This is a genomic window from Streptomyces sp. NPDC045899 (genome assembly GCF_056431485.1).
In genome coordinates, this window is sequence record NZ_JBWKKP010000005.1 from 291,366 (window position 1) to 308,597 (window position 17,232).

The window sequence follows — 17,232 nt, forward strand, 5'->3', positions numbered from 1 at the left end:
TTCCGCTATCCGGCCAGGGTCTCCAGGATCTGTTGTCCGTACTTCTCCAGCTTGCTCTCGCCCACCCCGCTCACCGTGGCGAGCGCCTCCAGCGACGCGGGGTGCTCGGTGGCGATCTGCCGCAGCGTGGCGTCGTGGAAGATCACATACGCGGGGACACCCTGCTCCTTCGCCGAGGCGGCGCGCCAGGCGCGCAGCCGCTCGAAGACCGGCACGGCCTCGGCGGGCAGTTCGGCGGCCGCCTCCGCGCCCTTGGACCGGGACCCCTTCGCGGACTTCGCCGCGCGGGCGGCCTTCTCCGGCTCCCGCCGCAGCCTGACCTCGCGCTGTCGGTTCAGCACCTCGGCACTGGCCTCGGTGAGCACCAGGGTGCCGTAGTCACCCTCGACGCCGAGCAGCCCCTGGGAGAGCAACTGCCGCACCACACCGCGCCATTCGGCCTCGCGCAGCTCGGTGCCGATGCCGAACACCGACAGCGCGTCATGGTCGAACTGGATGACCTTCGCCGTCTTCTTGCCGAGCAGGATGTCGATGATCTGGCCGGCGCCGAACTTCTGGTTGCGCTCCCGCTTCAGCCGGACCACCGTGGACAGCAGCTTCTGCGCGGGGACGGTGCCGTCCCAGGACTCCGGCGGGGTCAGACAGGAGTCGCAGTTGCCGCACGGATCGCTCTGCTGGCCGAAGTAGGCCAGCAGCCGGACCCGGCGGCACTCGACCGTCTCGCACAGCGCCAGCATGGCGTCCAGATGGGCGCCCAGCCGCCGCCGGTGGGCGTCGTCCCCCTCCGAGGTGTCGATCATCTTGCGCTGCTGGATCACGTCCTGGAGCCCGTACGCCAGCCACGCGGTGGACGGCAGTCCGTCCCGCCCGGCCCGGCCCGTCTCCTGGTAGTACCCCTCGACGGACTTGGGCAGGTCCAGATGGGCCACGAACCGCACGTCCGGTTTGTCGATGCCCATACCGAAGGCGATGGTGGCGACCACCACCAGACCGTCCTCGCGCAGGAAGCGCCCCTGGTGTTCGGCGCGGACGCGCGCGTCCAGCCCCGCGTGGTACGGCAGCGCCTCGATCCCGTTCGACACCAGGAAGTCGGCGGTCTTCTCCACCGAGGCGCGGGACAGGCAGTAGACGATGCCCGCATCGCCCGCGTGCTCGGTGCGCAGCAGCTCCAGCAGCTGCCGCTTGGGGTCGTTCTTGGGGGCGATCCGGTACTGGATGTTCGGGCGGTCGAAGCTGGCCACGTAGTGGTGGGCGTCCTGGAGCTTCAGCCGCGAGGCGATCTCGGAGTGGGTGGCCTCGGTGGCGGTCGCCGTGAGCGCGATCCTGGGCACGGTGGGCCAGCGCTCGTGCAGCTCGGACAGGGCCAGGTAGTCGGGCCGGAAGTCGTGTCCCCACTGCGCCACGCAGTGGGCCTCGTCGATGGCGAACAGGGACACCGTGCCCCGGTCCAGCAGCCGCAGTGTGGACTCCACGCGCAGCCGCTCCGGCGCCAGGTACAGCAGGTCCAGCTCACCCGCGAGGAACTCGGCCTCCACCAGCCGCCGCTCGTCGAGGTCCTGGGTGGAATTGAGGAACCCGGCCCGCACCCCGAGGTTGCGCAGCGCGTCCACCTGGTCCTGCATCAGCGCGATGAGCGGGGAGACGACCACGCCCACGCCCTTCCGGACCAGCGCGGGGATCTGGTAGCAGAGTGACTTTCCGCCGCCGGTCGGCATCAGGACCAGCGCGTCGCCACCGGCCACCACATGTTCGATGATCTCCTGCTGGCCTCCCCGGAACGCGTCGTAGCCGAAGACGCGGTGCAGTACCCGCTCCGCCTCGCTGCTGTGAGGACCGTTGCCGGTTTCGGGACCGTTTTCCGGGAGAGCCATCCGGCGATTCTAGGGGTCCGGGCGGGGGTCCGTGTCACCCGAGCGGCCCCGCCCGCGGACGGGGCCCGGCGGGCGGGGCGAACCTCGGCTGACACTGCTCTAGCGACGGGTGAACCGGGCGGTGACGGAGACGGTGGCCGCGCCGGTCATCATGGCGCCGGGGTTCGCCGTCATCCCGAAGTCCGTGCGGTCGACCACGACGTCCGCGGTGAGTGTGACGGCGTCCGCGGACATCTCGTCGATCCGCGCGATGAAGGTGACCGGCTGACTGCGGCCGACGACGGTCAGCTCGCCGTTGATCCGTGCCTCACCGTCGCGCCGTGCCTCGCCGGTGCCCTCGGGCGCCGCGTCCACCACGGTGAAGACCATCCGCGGATGCGTGGCCACGTCGAAGAAGTCCGGACCGCGCAGATGGGTGTCGCGCTTGCGGTTTCCGGTGTCCAGCGAGGCGGCGTCGATGGTCAGGGTGCCGTGGCCGGAGCCGTCGGGCCGTACCTCGCCCTCTCCCTCCACCCGGGTGAAGGTGCCCTTGACGTTGACCAGTCCCCACATGGTCCGGTGCCGGATCCGGACCGATGACCGGTCGGCGTCCAGCTCCCAGTGGCCCGCGGCGGGGGAGCCGGAGGAGACGGCGGAGGCAGGGGAGACGGGGTTGGTGTCGGCGGTGTCCGCCATGGCGCTCACGTCCTTCGCAGACGGCATATGTCCCTGCAGGCTAAGCAGCGCGTCCGGGCCTGTCGCGGCGGCGTTACCCCGCCCGGCGGCACCGGCGGGTCCGGTGAGCCCGTGGCGCGGGCGGGGCAGCTCGCCCGGTACCCCGGGGCCGAACGGGTGGCCGACCCGCCGCGGGGCGAGGGGCCGGGCGTCCGGTTGGACCGTCACCGGGGTGGGCATGGTGGCCGGAGAACATGGCGGCTCGTCATGTTCACACCGAATACACCAAAAGGTTCCTTTCCCCCACAAGGAGGCCGATCGTGACATCCAGCAGGCTTGTGCGCGCCTTGCCAGCCGCCGTGGTGGCGGTACTCGCCCTGGCGGGCGGACAGGCCGTGGCCGCTCCCACCGCCCCCGCCACCGCGTCCGCCGCCGCCCGGGTGGTGACCTACGACGCGTCCGGGGCGGCCGAGTTCAAGGACGCGGTCACCAAGGGCGCGGCCGTGTGGAACGAGAACGTGACCGGCGTCCAGCTCAAGCCCGCCACCTCGGGGCAGCGGGCGGACGTCCGCGTCGTCGCCGACGACGGCTGGCCCCGCGCCCAGGTCAGCGGACTGGGCAGCGGCACGGTCTACTTCGGCCGCGAAGCGGTGAACGAGGGCTACAACACGGTGCGGATCGCCTCCCACGAACTCGGCCACATCCTGGGGCTGCCGGACAAGAAGCCGGGCCCGTGCTCCAGCCTGATGTCCGGCGCCTCGGCCGGGACGTCCTGCACCAACCCCAACCCGGACGCGTCCGAGAAGGCCGAGGTCGAGGACAACTTCGGCGGCGCGGAGGCCACTTCGGGCAAGGCCCGGACGACCACGGTGTACGCGGACTGACCCCGCGCGCCGGAACCACCTGAACGAGCGACCCGACGGGGCGGGCCGGACCTCCGGCCCGCCCCGGCACCGGGCCGCGGTTGTCGGACCCTCCCTCTACGCTTCAGGCACACCATCAACACGGGTCGCCATGCGGCCCGTTGGAAGGAGTGCCCACCCATGCGCGTTCTGCCGAAGACCGATGAGTCGTACCCGCCCATGCTGCTCGTCCGCACCCACTACGGGGACGATGCCGCCTGGCTGCGGCTGCGAACCGCCCTCGACCAGCCCTGGGTCTTCGACGCGCGCGATGAGGAGGAGGGCTGGGTCAAGGAGAAGATCCTCTGTGTGGACGCCCCGGAGTGGGCGGACGCCACCCCCGCCGACATCCTCGCCGCCCTCACCGCTTCCGAGGACGGCGAGGAACCGGAGGAGTGCGGCTGGGACGTGGTCTTCCTCGCCGACCGTGCCGGCATGGAGGGAGCCGAAGCGTCGCTGCTCGCGGTGAGCACCGACCCGGAGGAGACCGAGCCGTGCCGCATACCGGCCGTGGAGACTCCGCATGAGATGCACTGCAATCTGGCCCTCGGCAACATGGACTTCTGCGACTTCGCCGAATTCTGACCCCCTGGGGGCCCCGCGCGCCGTCGAAGGTCACGCCTGCGACGTCGAAGGGGAGGGCTCTGGAGGACACCGGCAGCGATAGCGGGGCGCGAACGGGGTACGGGGGGTTTCATGCCTGCCACGTTCAGTTCCGCAAGAACCCGCTCCGCGCTCCGTGCGTCGGCGCGTATCTCCGTCGAGTTGCTCCTGGTCCTCGGGATGACCGCAGTCGTCCTGTGGCTCCTCGGCCAGATGTGGTCGATCGTCTGGCCGCTCGTACTCGGCTTGCTCCTCACCACCTTGACCTGGCCCCTGACCCGATTCCTGCGGCGGCGCGGGTGGCCGCCCGCGCTGGCCGCCTCCGTGGTGACCGTGTTGTTCCTCCTGGTGATCACCGGCGTCGTGGCGCTGATCGCGATCCCCGTGGCATCCCAGTCCGGCGAGCTGGCCGACGGGGTGACCAAGGGGATTCACCAGGTGCGCGAGTGGGCTGCCGGGCCACCGCTGAACATCGGAGAGGACCAGATCGCGAAGGCGTCCGACAGCGCTGCCGCCCGTCTGCAGAGCAGTGCCGGAAGCATGGTCACCACGGTCATCACGGGAGTGAACACCGTGGTCGACGGTGTGGTCACCGCGGTCCTGGCCCTCTTCCTGATGTTCTTCTTCCTCAAGGACGGCCCGCGTTTCCTGCCGTGGCTCGCCCGTCAGCTGCCCGGGCGGCTCGCCACCGACGTCCCCGTGGTGGCCGCGCGCAGTTGGGACACGCTCGGTGCGTTCGTGCGTTCCCAGGCCCTGGTGGGTCTGCTCGACGCCGTCTTCATCGGCCTCGGACTGTGGATCCTGGGGGTGCCGCTGGTGCTTCCGCTGGCGGTGCTGACCTTCGTCTCCGCGTTCGTGCCGATCGTGGGCGCGTTGTTCGCGGGTCTTGTCGCGGTGCTGATCGCGCTGGTGTCCAACGGGGTGACGGACGCGCTGATCGCGCTCGCGATCATCATCGTGGTGCAGCAGCTCGAGGGCAATGTGTTCCAGCCCATGATCCAGAGCCGTGGGCTGGGCCTGCACGCGGCGGTGATCCTGCTGGCGGTGACGCTGGGCGGCAGTCTGGCCGGTGTCGTGGGCAGTCTGCTCGCGGTACCGGTCGCCGCGCTGATCGCGGTGTTCTGGAACTATCTGCGCGAACAGCTCAGCGACCCACCGCAGGAGCCGGACACCGACGAGCGGCGGACCGGCGCGGGCGTGGCCACTCCGTCGTGAGAGCGGGCGCCCCGGGCCGGCGTCCGCAGCCACACCGGTGGGGAGGGCATCATGCCCTCCCCACCGATGTGTGTCATGTGTGCCGTGGACGTCGCCCGAACGCTACGGGACCACCACGATCTTGCGGCCCTGGCCGGACGCGAACCGCTCCAGCGCGGCGGGGTACTCCTCCAGCGGCAGCCGGTGGCTGATGAAGACCTCCGGGTCCAGGACGCCCGAGGCGAACAGTCCGGCGGCCCGCTCGTAGCTGTGCAGCACGGCCATCGAACCGGTGATGGTGATCTCCTGGTTGTAGATCTTGTACGGCTCGATGGTGGCCCGGGTCGAGTAGTCGGAGACACCGAACTGGAGAAACGTTCCGGCCTTGGCGACGCGGGTCAGACCGTCCTGAATGGCGGCCTGGTTGCCGGTCGCGTCGATGACCACGTCCCAGCCGCGCGGCTGCTCCAGCTTGTCCGGCGAGGCGGCGGACCGGGAGCAGCCCAGGGTGCTCGCGGTGGCCAGCCGCTCGGCGTTGATGTCCACCATGTCCACACTGGTGGCGCCGGTCCGCTTGGCCAGCTCCAGCATCATCAGGCCCATCGTGCCCGAGCCGTAGATCAGCACCTCCGCGCCCAGATTGCCGTGCAGCACGTCATAGCCGCGCACCGCGCAGGACAGCGGTTCGATGAGGGCCGCGTCGGCCGTCTCCACATGCTCCGGCAGCTTGACGCAGTTGGCCGCCGGCGCGACGGCGAACTCGGCGGCGCCGCCGGGGACACTGACCCCGATGGCGTTCCAGTTGTCGCACAGGTTGCCCCGGCCGATCCGGCAGTAGCGGCACTCGTGACAGTGCAGCGACGGATCCACCGCGACCCGGTCGCCCACCGACAGCTCGGTGACATCGCTGCCGACGCCCACCACCCGTCCGGCGAACTCATGGCCGGGGACGATCGGCAGCGTGGGGGCGAACTCGCCCTGGAGGATGTGCAGATCCGTGCCGCACAGCCCGCACGCCGACACCTCGACCACCACCTCGCGGCGGCCGGGTGTCGGGTCCGGAACGGTCTCGACGGTGACCTTCCCCGGGGCTTCGATGACGGCGGCCCTCATTTGACGGCTCCTAGAGACAGGCCCTGGACCAGCTTGTCCTGGGCGGCGAAACCGGCGGCGAGCACCGGCAGGGAAATGACGACCGAGGCGGCGCACACCTGGGCGAGGAACAGCCCCTGGCTGGTGACGAAACCGGTCAGGAACGCCGGGGCGGTCTGGGCGACCACACCGGTGAGCACCTGCGCGAAGAGCATCTCGTTCCAGCTGAAGATGAAGCAGATCAGGGAGGTGGCCGCGATCCCCGGACCGGCGATCGGGGCGATCACCCGGACCAGGACGGTGGGCAGCCGCGCCCCGTCCATCTGCGCCGCCTCGATCACGGACACCGGGATGTCGGCGAGGAAGGACTGCATCATCCAGACCGCGATCGGCAGGTTCATCGAGGTGTAGAGGATGACCAGCAGCCAGATGTTGTCCAGGAAGTGGGTGTCCTTGGCGAACAGGAACACCGGGAGCAGACCGGCGACGACCGGCAGCATCTTGGTGGACAGGAAGAAGAACATCACATCCGTCCACTTGCGCACCCGCCGGATGGACAGCGCGTACGCGGCCGGAAGGGCCAGGGCCAGCACGAAGAGGGTGGAGAACACGCTCGCGCCGAGTGAGTTGAGCAGCGGCGGCCAGGGGCTGGCGCCGCCGTCCGCCCCGAAGAACTCGCGGTAGCCGTCCAGGGTCAGCGGCGCGGCCACCGAGGGCGGATTGGTGGCGGCGTCCGACTCCGCGTGGAAGGAGGTCAGCACCATCCACAGCACGGGGAGGACGAACACGATGCCGATGAACCAGGCCAGCAGTCCGAGCGCGGCGCCGCGGCGCCTGGCCCGGCGGGCGTACGGGGGAACGGCGGTGGTGGCCGCCGGGGCGGTCGACGCGGTCATGCGCGGGACACCTCCTCACGGAACAGGGACGACACCACGCGCAGCGCGAAGGTGGCGATGACGATCGTGCCGATCACCACCAGCACACCGGCGGCGGATGCCAGTCCGTACTCATGGGCGTTGTAGAACGTCTCGTAGATGGTGTACGGGAGGTTGGCGGTGTCCAGACCGCCACGGGTCAGGGTGAACACCGCGTCGAAGTTCTGCACGATGTAGACCGACCCCAGGAGGGTGCCCAGCTCCAGATAGCGGCGCAGATGCGGCAGGGTGAGGTAGCGGAAGATCTGCCAGTTGCCCGCGCCGTCCAGCCGGGCCGCCTCGATCATGTCCAGCGGCCGGCTCTGCAGTCCGGCCAGCAGGATCAGCATCATGAACGGTGTCCACTGCCACACCAGGGACATCTCCACGGCCAGCAGCGGCATGTCCGAGATCCAATCCGGCTGGGGCCCGCCCAGCCAGTGGAGTACCCCGTTGAACAGTCCGTACTCAGGGTTGTACAGCGCATGCTTCCACAGCAGCGCGGAGGCCACCGGGACCAGCAGGAACGGTGCGATGAGCATGGTGCGCACCAGCCCCCGGCCCCGGAACTTCCGGTCCAGCAGCAGCGCGAGCAGCAGGCCCAGCACCACACTGACGACCACCACGGTGGCGGTCAGCAGCACGGTGGTCACGATGGACTCGCGCAGGCCCTCGTCGCTGGCCACCGTGCGGAAGTTCTCCAGCCCGACGAACTCGCGCCGCTCCGGCCGGAAGGCGTTCCAGTCGAAGAACGAGATCACCAGGGTGGCCACGAAGGGCAACTGGGTGACCACGATCAGGAAGATCAGCGCGGGCATCAGCGGAGCCCGGGTGGCCCATTCGCGGGCGCGGTTGCGGGGTGCCCCGGTGGTGCGGCGCGGGGCGCCGGCCACGGCGGGCGGGCGCGGGCCGCGGGCGGGCGCGGTGGTCGTGGGATTACTCATCTCGGTACTCCTCGCCGACCTTCTCGGCCAGCTTCTGCGACTTCCGCAGTGCCTCGTCGACGGACTGCTTTCCGGCGATCGCGGCGCTGATCTCCTGTGCGACCTTGGTGCCGAGGTCGGAGAACTCGGGGATGTCGACGAACTGGATGCCGATCGTCGGCCTGGGCTGCACACCCGGGTCGCGCGGCCGGGCACTGGTGATGGCCTCGCGGGTGACCTCCGAGAAGGTTCCGGCGGCCTTGCGGTAGTCGGGGTTGGCGTAGGTGGAGGCCCGTTTGCCCGCCGGGACGTTGGCCCAGCCGAAGGTCTTGCCCACCAGGGACTCGTACTGCTTGCTGGAGGCCCAGCGGACGAACTTCCAGGCGTTGTCGGGGGTGCGGGACGCACTCTGGATGCCCCAGGCCCAGGTGTAGAGCCAGCCGGAGCTCCTGGTCTTCTCCACCGGCGCCTGCACATAGCCGATCTTTCCCTTGACCGGGGAGTCGGAGGCTTCCAGCGATCCGGCGGCCGAGGTGGCGTCGTACCACATCGCGCTCTTGCCCTGGGTGAGGTTGTTGAGGCATTCGGCGAAGCCGGACTGGGCGGCGCCCGCCTCACCGTGGTCGCGCACCAGGTCGACGTAGAACTTGGTGGCCTTGGTGAACTCGGGGGAGGTCAGCCGCGCCTTCCAGTCCTTGGTGAACCAGGTGCCGCCGAAGGTGTTGACGACCGTGGTCAGCGGTGCCATCAGCTCGCCCCAGCCGGGCAGTCCGCGCAGACAGATGCCCTTCATCCCGTCGCGGGCGCCGTCGGCCTTGGCCGCAAGGTCGGCCACCTGCTGCCAGGTGGGCCGCTTGGGCATGGTCAGGTTCTTCTCCGCGAACACGTCCTTGCGGTACATCAGGAAGGACGACTCACCGTAGAACGGCTGGGCGTAGAGATGTCCGTCGTCGGCCGTCAGCGACTGGCGCATCGAGGGCAGGATGTCCTTCTGGTCGAAGGCCCGGTCATGCGCCACCCGTTTGTCCAGCGGCAGCAGCCAGTCGTTCCTGGCGTAGAACGGGACCTCGAAGTTGCTGATGGTCGCCACGTCGTACTGACCGGCCTGGTTGGCGAAGTCCTGACTGATCTTGTCGCGGACGTCGTTCTCCGGCAGCACCGTGAAGTTCACCTTGATGCCGGTTTCCTTGGTGAAGTGCTTCTCGGTGAGCTTCCGCAACTCCATCATCTGGGGGTTGTTGACCATCAGCACATTGATGGTCTTGCCGCCGGATCCACCGCCCCCCATACCGGCGCACCCGGCGAGGAGCGCTCCCGCGGTCAGGGCCACCAGCGGTATCCGGGCAGCACGAAGAGTCAGGACGGGCATGACGGGTCCAATCGAAGGGACGTGTGGGGACGGGAGCGGTCGAGGAACGGCGGTGCGCAGCGGGGCGCGTGACGTCACGTCAGACGCGGATGATCTGCGGACCCAGCAGAGAGTAGCGATGTGCCTCGGTGAGCGGCAGCCCGGTGTCGGTGACGATCGCCTCGAAGTCGGACACCTCCGCGAACCGGCAGAAGCTCACGGCGCCGAACTTGGTGTGCACCCCGGAGAACACCTTCCGCCGGGAGACCCGGACCACCTGCGCCTTGACCTCGCTGACCGCGGGATCGGGGGTGGTCAGACCGTACTGCCGGGAGATGCCGTTGGCGCCGATGAAGGCGAGGTCGATCACGAAGCCGGAGAGCATATGGGTAGCCCAGTGGTCGACCGTGGCCATGGTGCCGCCACGGACCCGGCCGCCGAGCAGCAGCACCGTGGTGTTCTCCCGTCCGGCGAGCCCTCCGGCGGTGGCGAGGGACGCGGTGATCACGGTGAGCGGACGGTCCCGGGGCAGGGCCTCCGCGATCAGCTGCGGGGTGAACCCCTCGTCCACGAAGACCGTCTCGGCGTCGCCCAGCAGCGAGGCCGCCGCCTCCGCGATCCGCTGCTTCTCCGGGACGTGCATGGTGGTGCGGAAGGCCAGGGTGGTCTCGAACCCCGCGCTCTCCACGGGGTAGGCGCCACCGTGGGTGCGGCGCACCAGACCGTGTTCCTCCAGCACCCTCAGGTCGCGCCGCACGGTCTCCTTGGAGACACCGAGGTCCGCGGCGAGTTTGCCGACGTCCACGACACCGGCGCGGCGGGCCGTGTCGAGGATCTCCCGACGGCGTTCTTCCGCGTCCACACCGCACCTCCCTGCGTCGCTCTTCTGGCTTGCGTGGAAGTTTTACAAGCCCGTCATCACGTGGCCAGCCTTGGCGCCGAAGAGATCGTGACCGTATGTGCCCGTTTCACGAACGTTATCTCAGCAGGTCACCCGGTGTGAAGTGGCAAATGGTGCGGATCCGGACTGCCTGGTCGGCGCCGTGGCGGGCCCGTTTGCCGCCCGTTTCGTCGCAGGAGCCACGGCTGGAGGGCCCGACCGGGCGTGACCGGCGACGGACGGCTGCCCGTTCGGACAGGGCCAGGGCTGTCCAGGGCCTAGGAGCGGGGCACGTCGTGGGTGAGTGCCCCCGAGGCGTCGAGGATCCGGGCCGCCACGGTCACCGAGTCCACCAGCGGATGGAGGGCGAGGGCCCGCAGGGCCGCGCCGCGGGCGCTGCCCGCGCGGGCGCCCGCTCCGGTCGCCGCCTCGATGGTCGACCGCTCCACGGCCTTCAGCGAGAGCATCAGCCCGAGCTGGTCCGGGGCCACCGCCCCGGCCGCCAGCGGACGCGCGCCGCCCGCGTCCACCAGACACGGCACCTCCACCACGGCGTCGGCGTCCAGGCCGGGGACCGCGGTGCGGTTGCGGACGTTGAGGATCAGTGTGGTGCGCTCGTCGCGGGCGATGGCCCGCATGATGGCCAGCGCGATCCGGTCGTAGCCGCCGCCGTCCAGGTCGCAGCTGTCGCGCTGCCAGCCACCGGTGGCCTCACGGCTCTCCGCCATGTACGTGGCCTCGCGCTCCAGCCGGGTCCGCTCCCACACCTCCAGCGCCCCGGTGGTCCCGGTGGCCGCCGACGCGTAGAAGCGGGCCTGCTGCTCCCTGAGGAACTCCCCTCGGGTGGCCGGGGCCTGCCGGATCGAGGCCACCGCCTCACGGTTGAAGTAGTAGTAGTGCAGGTACTCGTTGGGCAGGGCGCCCAGGGCCCGCAGCCATTCGGCGCCGAACAGCTTCCCCTCCTCGAAGGACTCCAGCAGCGCGGAGTCCGCGAGGAGTTCGGGCATCCGGTCCCGGCCGTCCACCACCACACGGCGCAGCCAGCCGAGGTGATTGAGTCCGACGTAGTCGTAGGCGGCCCGGTCCGGGTCGGCGCCCAGCGCCCGCGCGGCCCGGCGGCACAGCCCCACCGGTGAGTCACAGATGCCGATCACCCGGTCGCCCAGCACCCGCTGCATGGCCTCGGTGACCATGCCCGCGGGGTTGGTGAAGTTGATGACCCAGGCGTCCGGGGCCACGGCCGCGATGCGCTCGGCGATCCGGACCGCCACCGGAAGGGTGCGCAGTCCGTAGAGCACCCCGCCCGCCCCGACGGTCTCCTGGCCGAGCACCCCCTCGGCCAGGGGCACCCGCTCGTCGTGCGCCCGCCCCTCCAGACCGCCGACGCGGATCGCGGAGAAGACGAAGTCGGCGCCGCGCAGCGCCTCGTCGAGATCGGTGGTGGCCCGTACCGAGGGGGCGGTGGCGTGGCCGGCCGCCTGCTCGGCCAGGACCGCGCCGATGGCGTCGAGCCGGGTGCGGTCGGTGTCGTACAGCACCAGTTCGGTGCAGCGCCCGGCCGCGTCCCCGGTGTCGTCCAGCAGGGCCCGGTACACCAGGGGCATACGGAAACCGCCGCCACCCAGCACAGTCAGCCTCATACCGTCAGTACCTCCACATCGGCCTCGCGGAACACATCGAGCGTCGCCGGATCGGATCTCGTATTGGTGATCAGGGTGTCGATCTGCCGGGGCCCGCAGATCCGGGCGAGACCGGTCTCGCCGGGGAACTTGCCCGTGGTGACCAGCAGCACCACCTCACGGGTGGCTTCGAGCATGGCTCGTTTCACCGGCACTTCCACATGGGTGCTGTCCAGCACGCTGCCGTCCGGCAGCACCCCGCTCGCGCCGAGGAAGAGACGGCCCACGTGCAGCTGCCGGATGTTGGACTCGGTGAGGAAGCCCACCACCGACCGGTAGTTGGCGCGGACCTGCCCGCCGAGCAGGATCAGTGTCACCCGCGGGTCGTCGCGCAGTTCGTCGTAGACGGCCAGATTGCTGGTCACGATGGTGACCGGCCGTCCCCGCAGCTGCTTGGCGAGCTGGAGGGTGGTGGTGCCGATGTCCAGCAGCACCACATCGCCGTCCGCCACCAGCTCCGCTGCCCGGCGGGCGACGGCCTGCTTCTCCGCCAGGTCGTCGACCGCCACCTCGCTGAACGGGCGCTCCTCGTCCGGGCTGGGGGTGGCCACCGCGCCGCCGTAGACCCGGGTGAGCCGCCCGGCGCGGCCCAGCTCGGTGATGTCCCGGCGGGCGGTGGCCTCGCTGATGCCCAGACGCGACGCGATCTCCCCGATGGGCAGCACGCCCTCCTCGCCGAGGATGCTCAGCAGCTTCTCGTGGCGGGTCTCTCGCAGCATGGGGGAAACCTACTCCACATGAGCGACTCTGCGCGAGTGTGACCGACCTCTTGCATTAATCGTCAGGCGGGTGCAAGGTGTCGCTCACATTCGGAACCCCTTCCCCGACTCAGAGAAAGGCGCGTTGGTGAGCTCCACGGCCGGAACACCCGATCCGATCCACTCGATCCACCCGATCGATCCGCTCGCGGCGCTGCGCGCCCCCGATGACCCGGTGCACGACGTCTATCTGACCGGCACGGTGTTCCTGGACATCATCTTCACCGGGCTCGACCACGCTCCCGTGCGCGGCACCGAGAGCTGGGCGCGCGGGATGGGTTCCAGCCCCGGTGGCATCGCCAACATGGCCACCGCACTGGCCCGGCTCGGGCTGCACACCACCCTGGCCGCGGCGTTCGGCGCCGATGTCTACGGCGACTACTGCTGGGAGAGCCTGGAGAACGGCGAGGGCGTCGATCTCGCCCCCTCCCGCCGGGTCCCCGGCTGGCACTCCCCGGTCACCGTCTCCATGGCGTACGAGGGCGAGCGGACCATGGTCACCCATGAGCACCCGGCACCCCCGCCCGCCGTGCCGGGTACCCCGCCCCGCACCCGCGCCTGCGTGGCCTCCTTCGAACCGGGACGGCCGCAGGAGTGGGTGGGCCTGGCGCACGCCCAGGGCAGCAAGGTCTTCGCCGACGTCGGCTGGGACGACAGCGGCCGCTGGGACCTCGCTGCCCTCCCCGACCTGCCCCATGCCCACGCCTTCCTGCCCAACGCGGCCGAGGCCCAGCGCTACACCGGCACCGACAGCCCCGAGCATGCGGTGCGCGCCCTGGCCGAACGGGTGCCCATCGCCGTCGTCACCAAGGGCCCCGAGGGCGCGGTGGCCATCGACTCGGTCACCGGGGAGAGCGCCGAGGTGCCGGGGCTCGCCGTGGAGGCGCTCGACCCCACCGGCGCCGGTGATGTGTTCGTGGCCGGCTTCATGAGCGGAACGCTCGCCGGGTGGCCGCTCACCGACCGGCTCGCCTTCGCCAACCTCACCGCCGCCCTGTCCGTCCAGCACTTCGGCGGTTCGCTCGCCGCGCCCGGCTGGCCGGAGGTGGCCGTGTGGTGGAACCGCGCCGAACGCTCGGCCCGCGGCGGCGCCGCGGACGCCCGCGAACTGGCGCGCCGCTACGGATTCCTCTCCGCCCTGATCCCGGCCGGAGTGCGCGACTGGCCACGGCTGAGGGCCCTGCCCACCATCGGTTTCCGGGGCGCCTGACACCGCCCGCCGGTCCTGCTCACCGCCTGAAGGAGATCTCCATGGGAATCCCCGGTACCGGGGCGCGCCGACGGCACACCGGAGCCGCGCCCACCGTGCTCACCGCAGCCCTCGTCCTGCTCGCCGCGGGCTGTGTACCCGGAACCGACGGCTCGGGGGCCGCCGGTTCCGGCGCCGGGGTGGGCAATGCCGTACCGGATCCGGCGAAGGCCGGGAAGGTCACGCTGACCGTGTGGGACCAGGAGATCCGCGGCGGTACCGACGGTGAACTGACGCAGCTCAACGAGGAGTTCGAGCGGAAGTACCCCAATGTGCGGATCAAGCGGGTGGCGCGCAGCTTCACCGATCTGAAGACCACGCTGAAACTGGCGGTGTCCGGCAACAACCCGCCGGACGTCATCCAGGCCAACCAGGGCTACCCCGACATGGTCTCCTTCGTCCGCGCCGGACTGCTGGCCCCGCTGGACAACTACGCCGGGATCTACGACTGGAACACCCGCTACCCGAACACCCTGCTCAATCTGAACCGGGTCTCCGCCGACGGCACCGACTTCGGCACCGGGCGGCTGTACGGGATATCCCAGACCGGTGAGTACATCGGGCTCTACTACAACAAGGACCTGCTGAAGAAGGCCGGTCTCGAACCGCCGGAGACCTGGCGGGACCTCACCGACGGCCTGGCGGAGCTGAAGGACCGCGGTGAACTGCCGATGCAGTTCGGCAACCTGGACAAGTACCCGGCCATCCACACCTTCGGGGTGCTCCAGGACCAGCTCGACGCCGCCGGTACCCGGGACACCGTCCTCGGCCGGGGCGACGGCTTCGACAACGCCGCCACCAAGGGCGCCGCGGCCACCCTCACCGACTGGACGGAACGCGGCTACCTGCCCAAGGGCGCCAACGGTCTGGGCTACGACGACGCGGCCAAGAAGTTCGCCTCCGGCGAGGGCGCCTATCTGCTGACCGGCACCTGGCAGCTGGCCGATCTGAAGAAGACCATGGGCGACAAGCTGGGGCTGATGCCACCGCCGCCCGCGAAGGCCGGTGGCGACCCCGTCACCACCGGCGGACAGGGCCTGGCCTGGTCGGTCACCTCCCGCTCCCGCCACCCCGAAGTGGCCGCCGCCTACCTGGACTTCATCACCGACACCCACGCGGCCGACGTCATGACCCGCCACGGGGTGCTGCCCGCCGTCCCCGGCAAGGCAGCCGCCGCGGTGGCACCGGACACCGTGGACGGCCAGATGATCGACGGCTGGAAGCGGCTCAGCGCCGCCGACGGCCTCGTACCGTACCTGGACTACTCCACGCCCACCTTCTACGACACCCTCTCGGCCGCCCTCCAGGGCGTCGTCAGCGGCAAGACCTCACCGGCGAAACTGGCCACCACCCTCCAACAGGACTACGGCCCCTTCATGGCGGAACAGCGTGAACGCCACGCGGCGAAGCCGGGCCCGGCGAGCACCGGATGAAGCGCCGACTCGCCGCGCTGAGGAGCGGCCACCGCCGGCAGGCACCCGGTGAGCCCCGCACCGTCGGCTACCTCTACGTCCTGCCCGCCCTCGCGGTGTACGCCGTGTTCCTGCTCTACCCCTTCGGCCAGTCGGTGTGGCTGTCCTTCGTGCACTGGGACGGTCTCGGCATCGCCACCCCGGCCGGGTTCGACAACTACCGGGACCTGTTCGGCGACCCCTCGCTGCGCGCCCCGTTCGCCCACGCCCTGCTGCTGCTCCTGTTCTACTCCGCGCTGCCGGTGGCCATCGGACTGCTGCTGGCCGCGGTGATGTCCCGGGCCCGGGTGCGCGGGATGACCTTCTTCCGCACCGTGCTGTTCCTGCCCCAGGTGCTGGCCCTGATCGTGGTCGGCGTGGCCTGGCGCTCCATCCTCGCTCCGGACGGACTGCTCAACGACACCCTCCGGGCCGTCGGCCTCGGCTCACTGGCCCGCCCCTGGCTCGGCGACTACACCTGGGCGCTGCCCGCCGTCGGCGTGGTCGGCACCTGGGTCGGCACCGGACTGTGCATGATCCTCTTCCTCGCCGGGGCCCAGCGGATCCCCCGGGAGCTCTACGAGGCGGCGCGGATGGACGGTGCCGGTCCGGTGCGGGAGTTCCTCAGCGTCACCCTGCCCGGCCTGCGGCCGCAGATCGCGGTGGCACTGACCCTGACCATCATCGCGGGGCTGCGCAACTTCGACCTGATCTACATCACCACCAGCGGCGGCCCCGGAAACGCCACCTCCGTCCCCGCCTACGAGGTCTACCACCGGGCCTTCGAGACCAACCAGGTCGGCTCGGCCGCCGCCGTCGGTGTGGCCCTCACCGTTCTGATCTTCGTCCTGACCGTCACGGTCTCCCGGCTCGTCGAAGGGCGGCGGTCATGACCACACGTCTGGAACGCGGCGTCACCTACGGCATCCTGACCCTGTTCGCCGTCATCGCGCTCACCCCGGTGGTCGGCATCCTCTCCACGGCCTTCGGCTCACAGGACTCCCTGGACACCGGCTTCTCGCTGCCCGAGGGCGGACTGCACTGGAGCAACTTCACCGATGCCTGGAGCCGCGGCCACTTCGGCACCTACCTCGGCAACTCGGTCCTGGTCACCGCGGTCGTCGTGGCGGCCACCACGGTGCTGGCCGTACTGGCCGCGTACGCCTTCGGGGTGATGCGCTTCCCCGGCTCCACCGTGCTGTTCTACCTGTTCGTCATCGGGCTCACGCTGCCGCAGGAGGCCCTGGTCGTCCCGCTCTACTTCGATCTGCGCTGGGCCGGGCTCACCGACACCTACTGGGCGCTGATCCTGCCGCAGACCGCGCAGTCCCTGGCCTTCGGTGTGTTCTGGATGCGCACCTACTTCCGGGGCAGCGCCCGGTCGGTGATCGAGGCGGCGCGGCTCGACGGCGCGAACACCTGGACCACCCTGTGGCGGGTGCTCGTGCCGATGGGCCGGCCCGCGATCTCCACCATGATCGTCATCACCTTCATGTGGACCTGGAACGAGTTCCTGATGGCACTGGTGATGGTCAGCGACGAGGCCCATCGCACGGTGCCGCTGGGGCTCGCCTTCTTCCAGGGACAGCACAGTTCCGACGCGGCCCTGCTCGCGGCGGCCTCGGTGCTCATCGCGCTGCCGGTGGTCGTCGTCTATGTGGCGCTCCAGCGCCGTTTCATCGAGGGGATGCTGGGCGGCGCCGTCAAGGAGTGA

The 17,232-nt window shown here is 70.3% G+C and carries 16 protein-coding genes; 7 read left to right on the plus strand and 9 right to left on the minus strand.

All coding sequences use genetic code 11. From position 1 onward, the window contains the following. Nucleotides 1-5: 5 nt before the first annotated feature. Nucleotides 6-1,871, minus strand: coding sequence for a DNA helicase RecQ (gene recQ, locus AC07FT_RS10225; protein WP_479175548.1), 1,866 nt, complete (start codon nt 1,869-1,871; stop codon nt 6-8). 99 nt (nt 1,872-1,970) lie between these two features. Beyond that, nucleotides 1,971-2,573 carry a YceI family protein gene (locus tag AC07FT_RS10230; RefSeq protein WP_479175550.1) on the minus strand — a complete coding sequence of 201 codons (603 nt, stop codon included), beginning with the start codon at nt 2,571-2,573 and terminating at the stop codon, nt 1,971-1,973. Between the two features lie 272 nt (nt 2,574-2,845). On the opposite strand from AC07FT_RS10230, the gene AC07FT_RS10235 reads away from it, so the two are divergent. The 3 genes from AC07FT_RS10235 (at nt 2,846) to AC07FT_RS10245 (ending at nt 5,245) form a co-directional block, all read left to right on the plus strand. Next, nucleotides 2,846-3,409, plus strand: coding sequence for a snapalysin family zinc-dependent metalloprotease (locus AC07FT_RS10235; RefSeq protein ID WP_479175552.1), 564 nt, complete (start codon nt 2,846-2,848; stop codon nt 3,407-3,409). A gap of 159 nt (nt 3,410-3,568) precedes the next feature. Next, nucleotides 3,569-4,012, plus strand: a complete 444-nt coding sequence (locus AC07FT_RS10240; RefSeq protein WP_479175554.1) for a DUF6924 domain-containing protein — start codon at nt 3,569-3,571, stop codon at nt 4,010-4,012. Between the two features lie 111 nt (nt 4,013-4,123). Next, nucleotides 4,124-5,245, plus strand: coding sequence for an AI-2E family transporter (locus AC07FT_RS10245; protein WP_479175556.1), 1,122 nt, complete (start codon nt 4,124-4,126; stop codon nt 5,243-5,245). Between the two features lie 102 nt (nt 5,246-5,347). On the opposite strand, the gene AC07FT_RS10250 is transcribed toward AC07FT_RS10245, so the two are convergent. The 7 genes from AC07FT_RS10250 to AC07FT_RS10280 all read right to left on the minus strand — a co-directional run bounded on the left by AC07FT_RS10250 (nt 5,348) and on the right by AC07FT_RS10280 (nt 12,779). Then, nucleotides 5,348-6,337: a zinc-dependent alcohol dehydrogenase family protein gene (locus tag AC07FT_RS10250; protein WP_479175558.1), complete on the minus strand. Its 990-nt coding sequence runs from the start codon at nt 6,335-6,337 to the stop codon at nt 5,348-5,350. Beyond that, on the minus strand, nt 6,334-7,212 hold the full coding sequence (locus tag AC07FT_RS10255; RefSeq protein WP_471196620.1) for a carbohydrate ABC transporter permease: 879 nt from the start codon (nt 7,210-7,212) through the stop codon (nt 6,334-6,336). The genes AC07FT_RS10250 and AC07FT_RS10255 overlap by 4 nt, the downstream gene beginning before the upstream one ends. Then, nucleotides 7,209-8,174 (minus strand): carbohydrate ABC transporter permease, encoded by a 966-nt coding sequence (locus tag AC07FT_RS10260; RefSeq protein ID WP_471196622.1) that lies wholly within the window; start codon nt 8,172-8,174, stop codon nt 7,209-7,211. Before AC07FT_RS10260 ends, AC07FT_RS10255 begins: the two co-directional genes overlap by 4 nt. After that, on the minus strand, nt 8,167-9,522 hold the full coding sequence (locus AC07FT_RS10265; protein WP_479175560.1) for an ABC transporter substrate-binding protein: 1,356 nt from the start codon (nt 9,520-9,522) through the stop codon (nt 8,167-8,169). Before AC07FT_RS10265 ends, AC07FT_RS10260 begins: the two co-directional genes overlap by 8 nt. Nucleotides 9,523-9,601: 79 nt before the next feature. After that, the gene (locus tag AC07FT_RS10270) at nt 9,602-10,363 is read right to left on the minus strand and encodes a DeoR/GlpR family DNA-binding transcription regulator (RefSeq protein ID WP_254741069.1); all 762 of its coding nucleotides are present in this window, start codon (nt 10,361-10,363) and stop codon (nt 9,602-9,604) included. Nucleotides 10,364-10,659: 296 nt separating this feature from the next. After that, the gene (locus AC07FT_RS10275; RefSeq protein WP_479175562.1) at nt 10,660-12,021 is read right to left on the minus strand and encodes a 6-phospho-beta-glucosidase; all 1,362 of its coding nucleotides are present in this window, start codon (nt 12,019-12,021) and stop codon (nt 10,660-10,662) included. Then, nucleotides 12,018-12,779, minus strand: a complete 762-nt coding sequence (locus AC07FT_RS10280) for a DeoR/GlpR family DNA-binding transcription regulator (protein WP_471196632.1) — start codon at nt 12,777-12,779, stop codon at nt 12,018-12,020. Before AC07FT_RS10280 ends, AC07FT_RS10275 begins: the two co-directional genes overlap by 4 nt. Nucleotides 12,780-12,906: 127 nt before the next feature. Between AC07FT_RS10280 and AC07FT_RS10285 the strand changes: the two genes are divergently transcribed. The 4 genes from AC07FT_RS10285 to AC07FT_RS10300 are packed head-to-tail and all read left to right on the plus strand — an operon-like array spanning nt 12,907 to nt 17,232. After that, nucleotides 12,907-14,028, plus strand: coding sequence for a carbohydrate kinase family protein (locus AC07FT_RS10285; protein WP_479175564.1), 1,122 nt, complete (start codon nt 12,907-12,909; stop codon nt 14,026-14,028). Nucleotides 14,029-14,069: 41 nt separating this feature from the next. Then, nucleotides 14,070-15,500 carry an extracellular solute-binding protein gene (locus AC07FT_RS10290; protein ID WP_479175566.1) on the plus strand — a complete coding sequence of 477 codons (1,431 nt, stop codon included), beginning with the start codon at nt 14,070-14,072 and terminating at the stop codon, nt 15,498-15,500. After that, nucleotides 15,497-16,411, plus strand: coding sequence for a carbohydrate ABC transporter permease (locus AC07FT_RS10295; protein WP_479175568.1), 915 nt, complete (start codon nt 15,497-15,499; stop codon nt 16,409-16,411). Before AC07FT_RS10290 ends, AC07FT_RS10295 begins: the two co-directional genes overlap by 4 nt. After that, complete coding sequence (locus tag AC07FT_RS10300; RefSeq protein WP_479175570.1) at nt 16,408-17,232, plus strand: carbohydrate ABC transporter permease; 825 nt, start codon at nt 16,408-16,410, stop codon at nt 17,230-17,232. The genes AC07FT_RS10295 and AC07FT_RS10300 overlap by 4 nt, the downstream gene beginning before the upstream one ends.

What these genes read in the sequence shown, in the direction of transcription:
- recQ (WP_479175548.1), bottom strand. Translation starts at nt 1,871, where the DNA reads ATGGCTCTCCCGGAAAACGGTCCCGAAACCGGCAACGGTCCTCACAGC.
- AC07FT_RS10230 (WP_479175550.1), bottom strand. Translation starts at nt 2,573, where the DNA reads ATGCCGTCTGCGAAGGACGTGAGCGCCATGGCGGACACCGCCGACACC.
- AC07FT_RS10240 (WP_479175554.1), top strand. Translation starts at nt 3,569, where the DNA reads ATGCGCGTTCTGCCGAAGACCGATGAGTCGTACCCGCCCATGCTGCTC.
- AC07FT_RS10245 (WP_479175556.1), top strand. Translation starts at nt 4,124, where the DNA reads ATGCCTGCCACGTTCAGTTCCGCAAGAACCCGCTCCGCGCTCCGTGCG.
- AC07FT_RS10250 (WP_479175558.1), bottom strand. Translation starts at nt 6,337, where the DNA reads ATGAGGGCCGCCGTCATCGAAGCCCCGGGGAAGGTCACCGTCGAGACC.
- AC07FT_RS10255 (WP_471196620.1), bottom strand. Translation starts at nt 7,212, where the DNA reads ATGACCGCGTCGACCGCCCCGGCGGCCACCACCGCCGTTCCCCCGTAC.
- AC07FT_RS10260 (WP_471196622.1), bottom strand. Translation starts at nt 8,174, where the DNA reads ATGAGTAATCCCACGACCACCGCGCCCGCCCGCGGCCCGCGCCCGCCC.
- AC07FT_RS10265 (WP_479175560.1), bottom strand. Translation starts at nt 9,522, where the DNA reads ATGCCCGTCCTGACTCTTCGTGCTGCCCGGATACCGCTGGTGGCCCTG.
- AC07FT_RS10275 (WP_479175562.1), bottom strand. Translation starts at nt 12,021, where the DNA reads ATGAGGCTGACTGTGCTGGGTGGCGGCGGTTTCCGTATGCCCCTGGTG.
- AC07FT_RS10280 (WP_471196632.1), bottom strand. Translation starts at nt 12,779, where the DNA reads ATGCTGCGAGAGACCCGCCACGAGAAGCTGCTGAGCATCCTCGGCGAG.
- AC07FT_RS10290 (WP_479175566.1), top strand. Translation starts at nt 14,070, where the DNA reads ATGGGAATCCCCGGTACCGGGGCGCGCCGACGGCACACCGGAGCCGCG.
- AC07FT_RS10295 (WP_479175568.1), top strand. Translation starts at nt 15,497, where the DNA reads ATGAAGCGCCGACTCGCCGCGCTGAGGAGCGGCCACCGCCGGCAGGCA.
- AC07FT_RS10300 (WP_479175570.1), top strand. Translation starts at nt 16,408, where the DNA reads ATGACCACACGTCTGGAACGCGGCGTCACCTACGGCATCCTGACCCTG.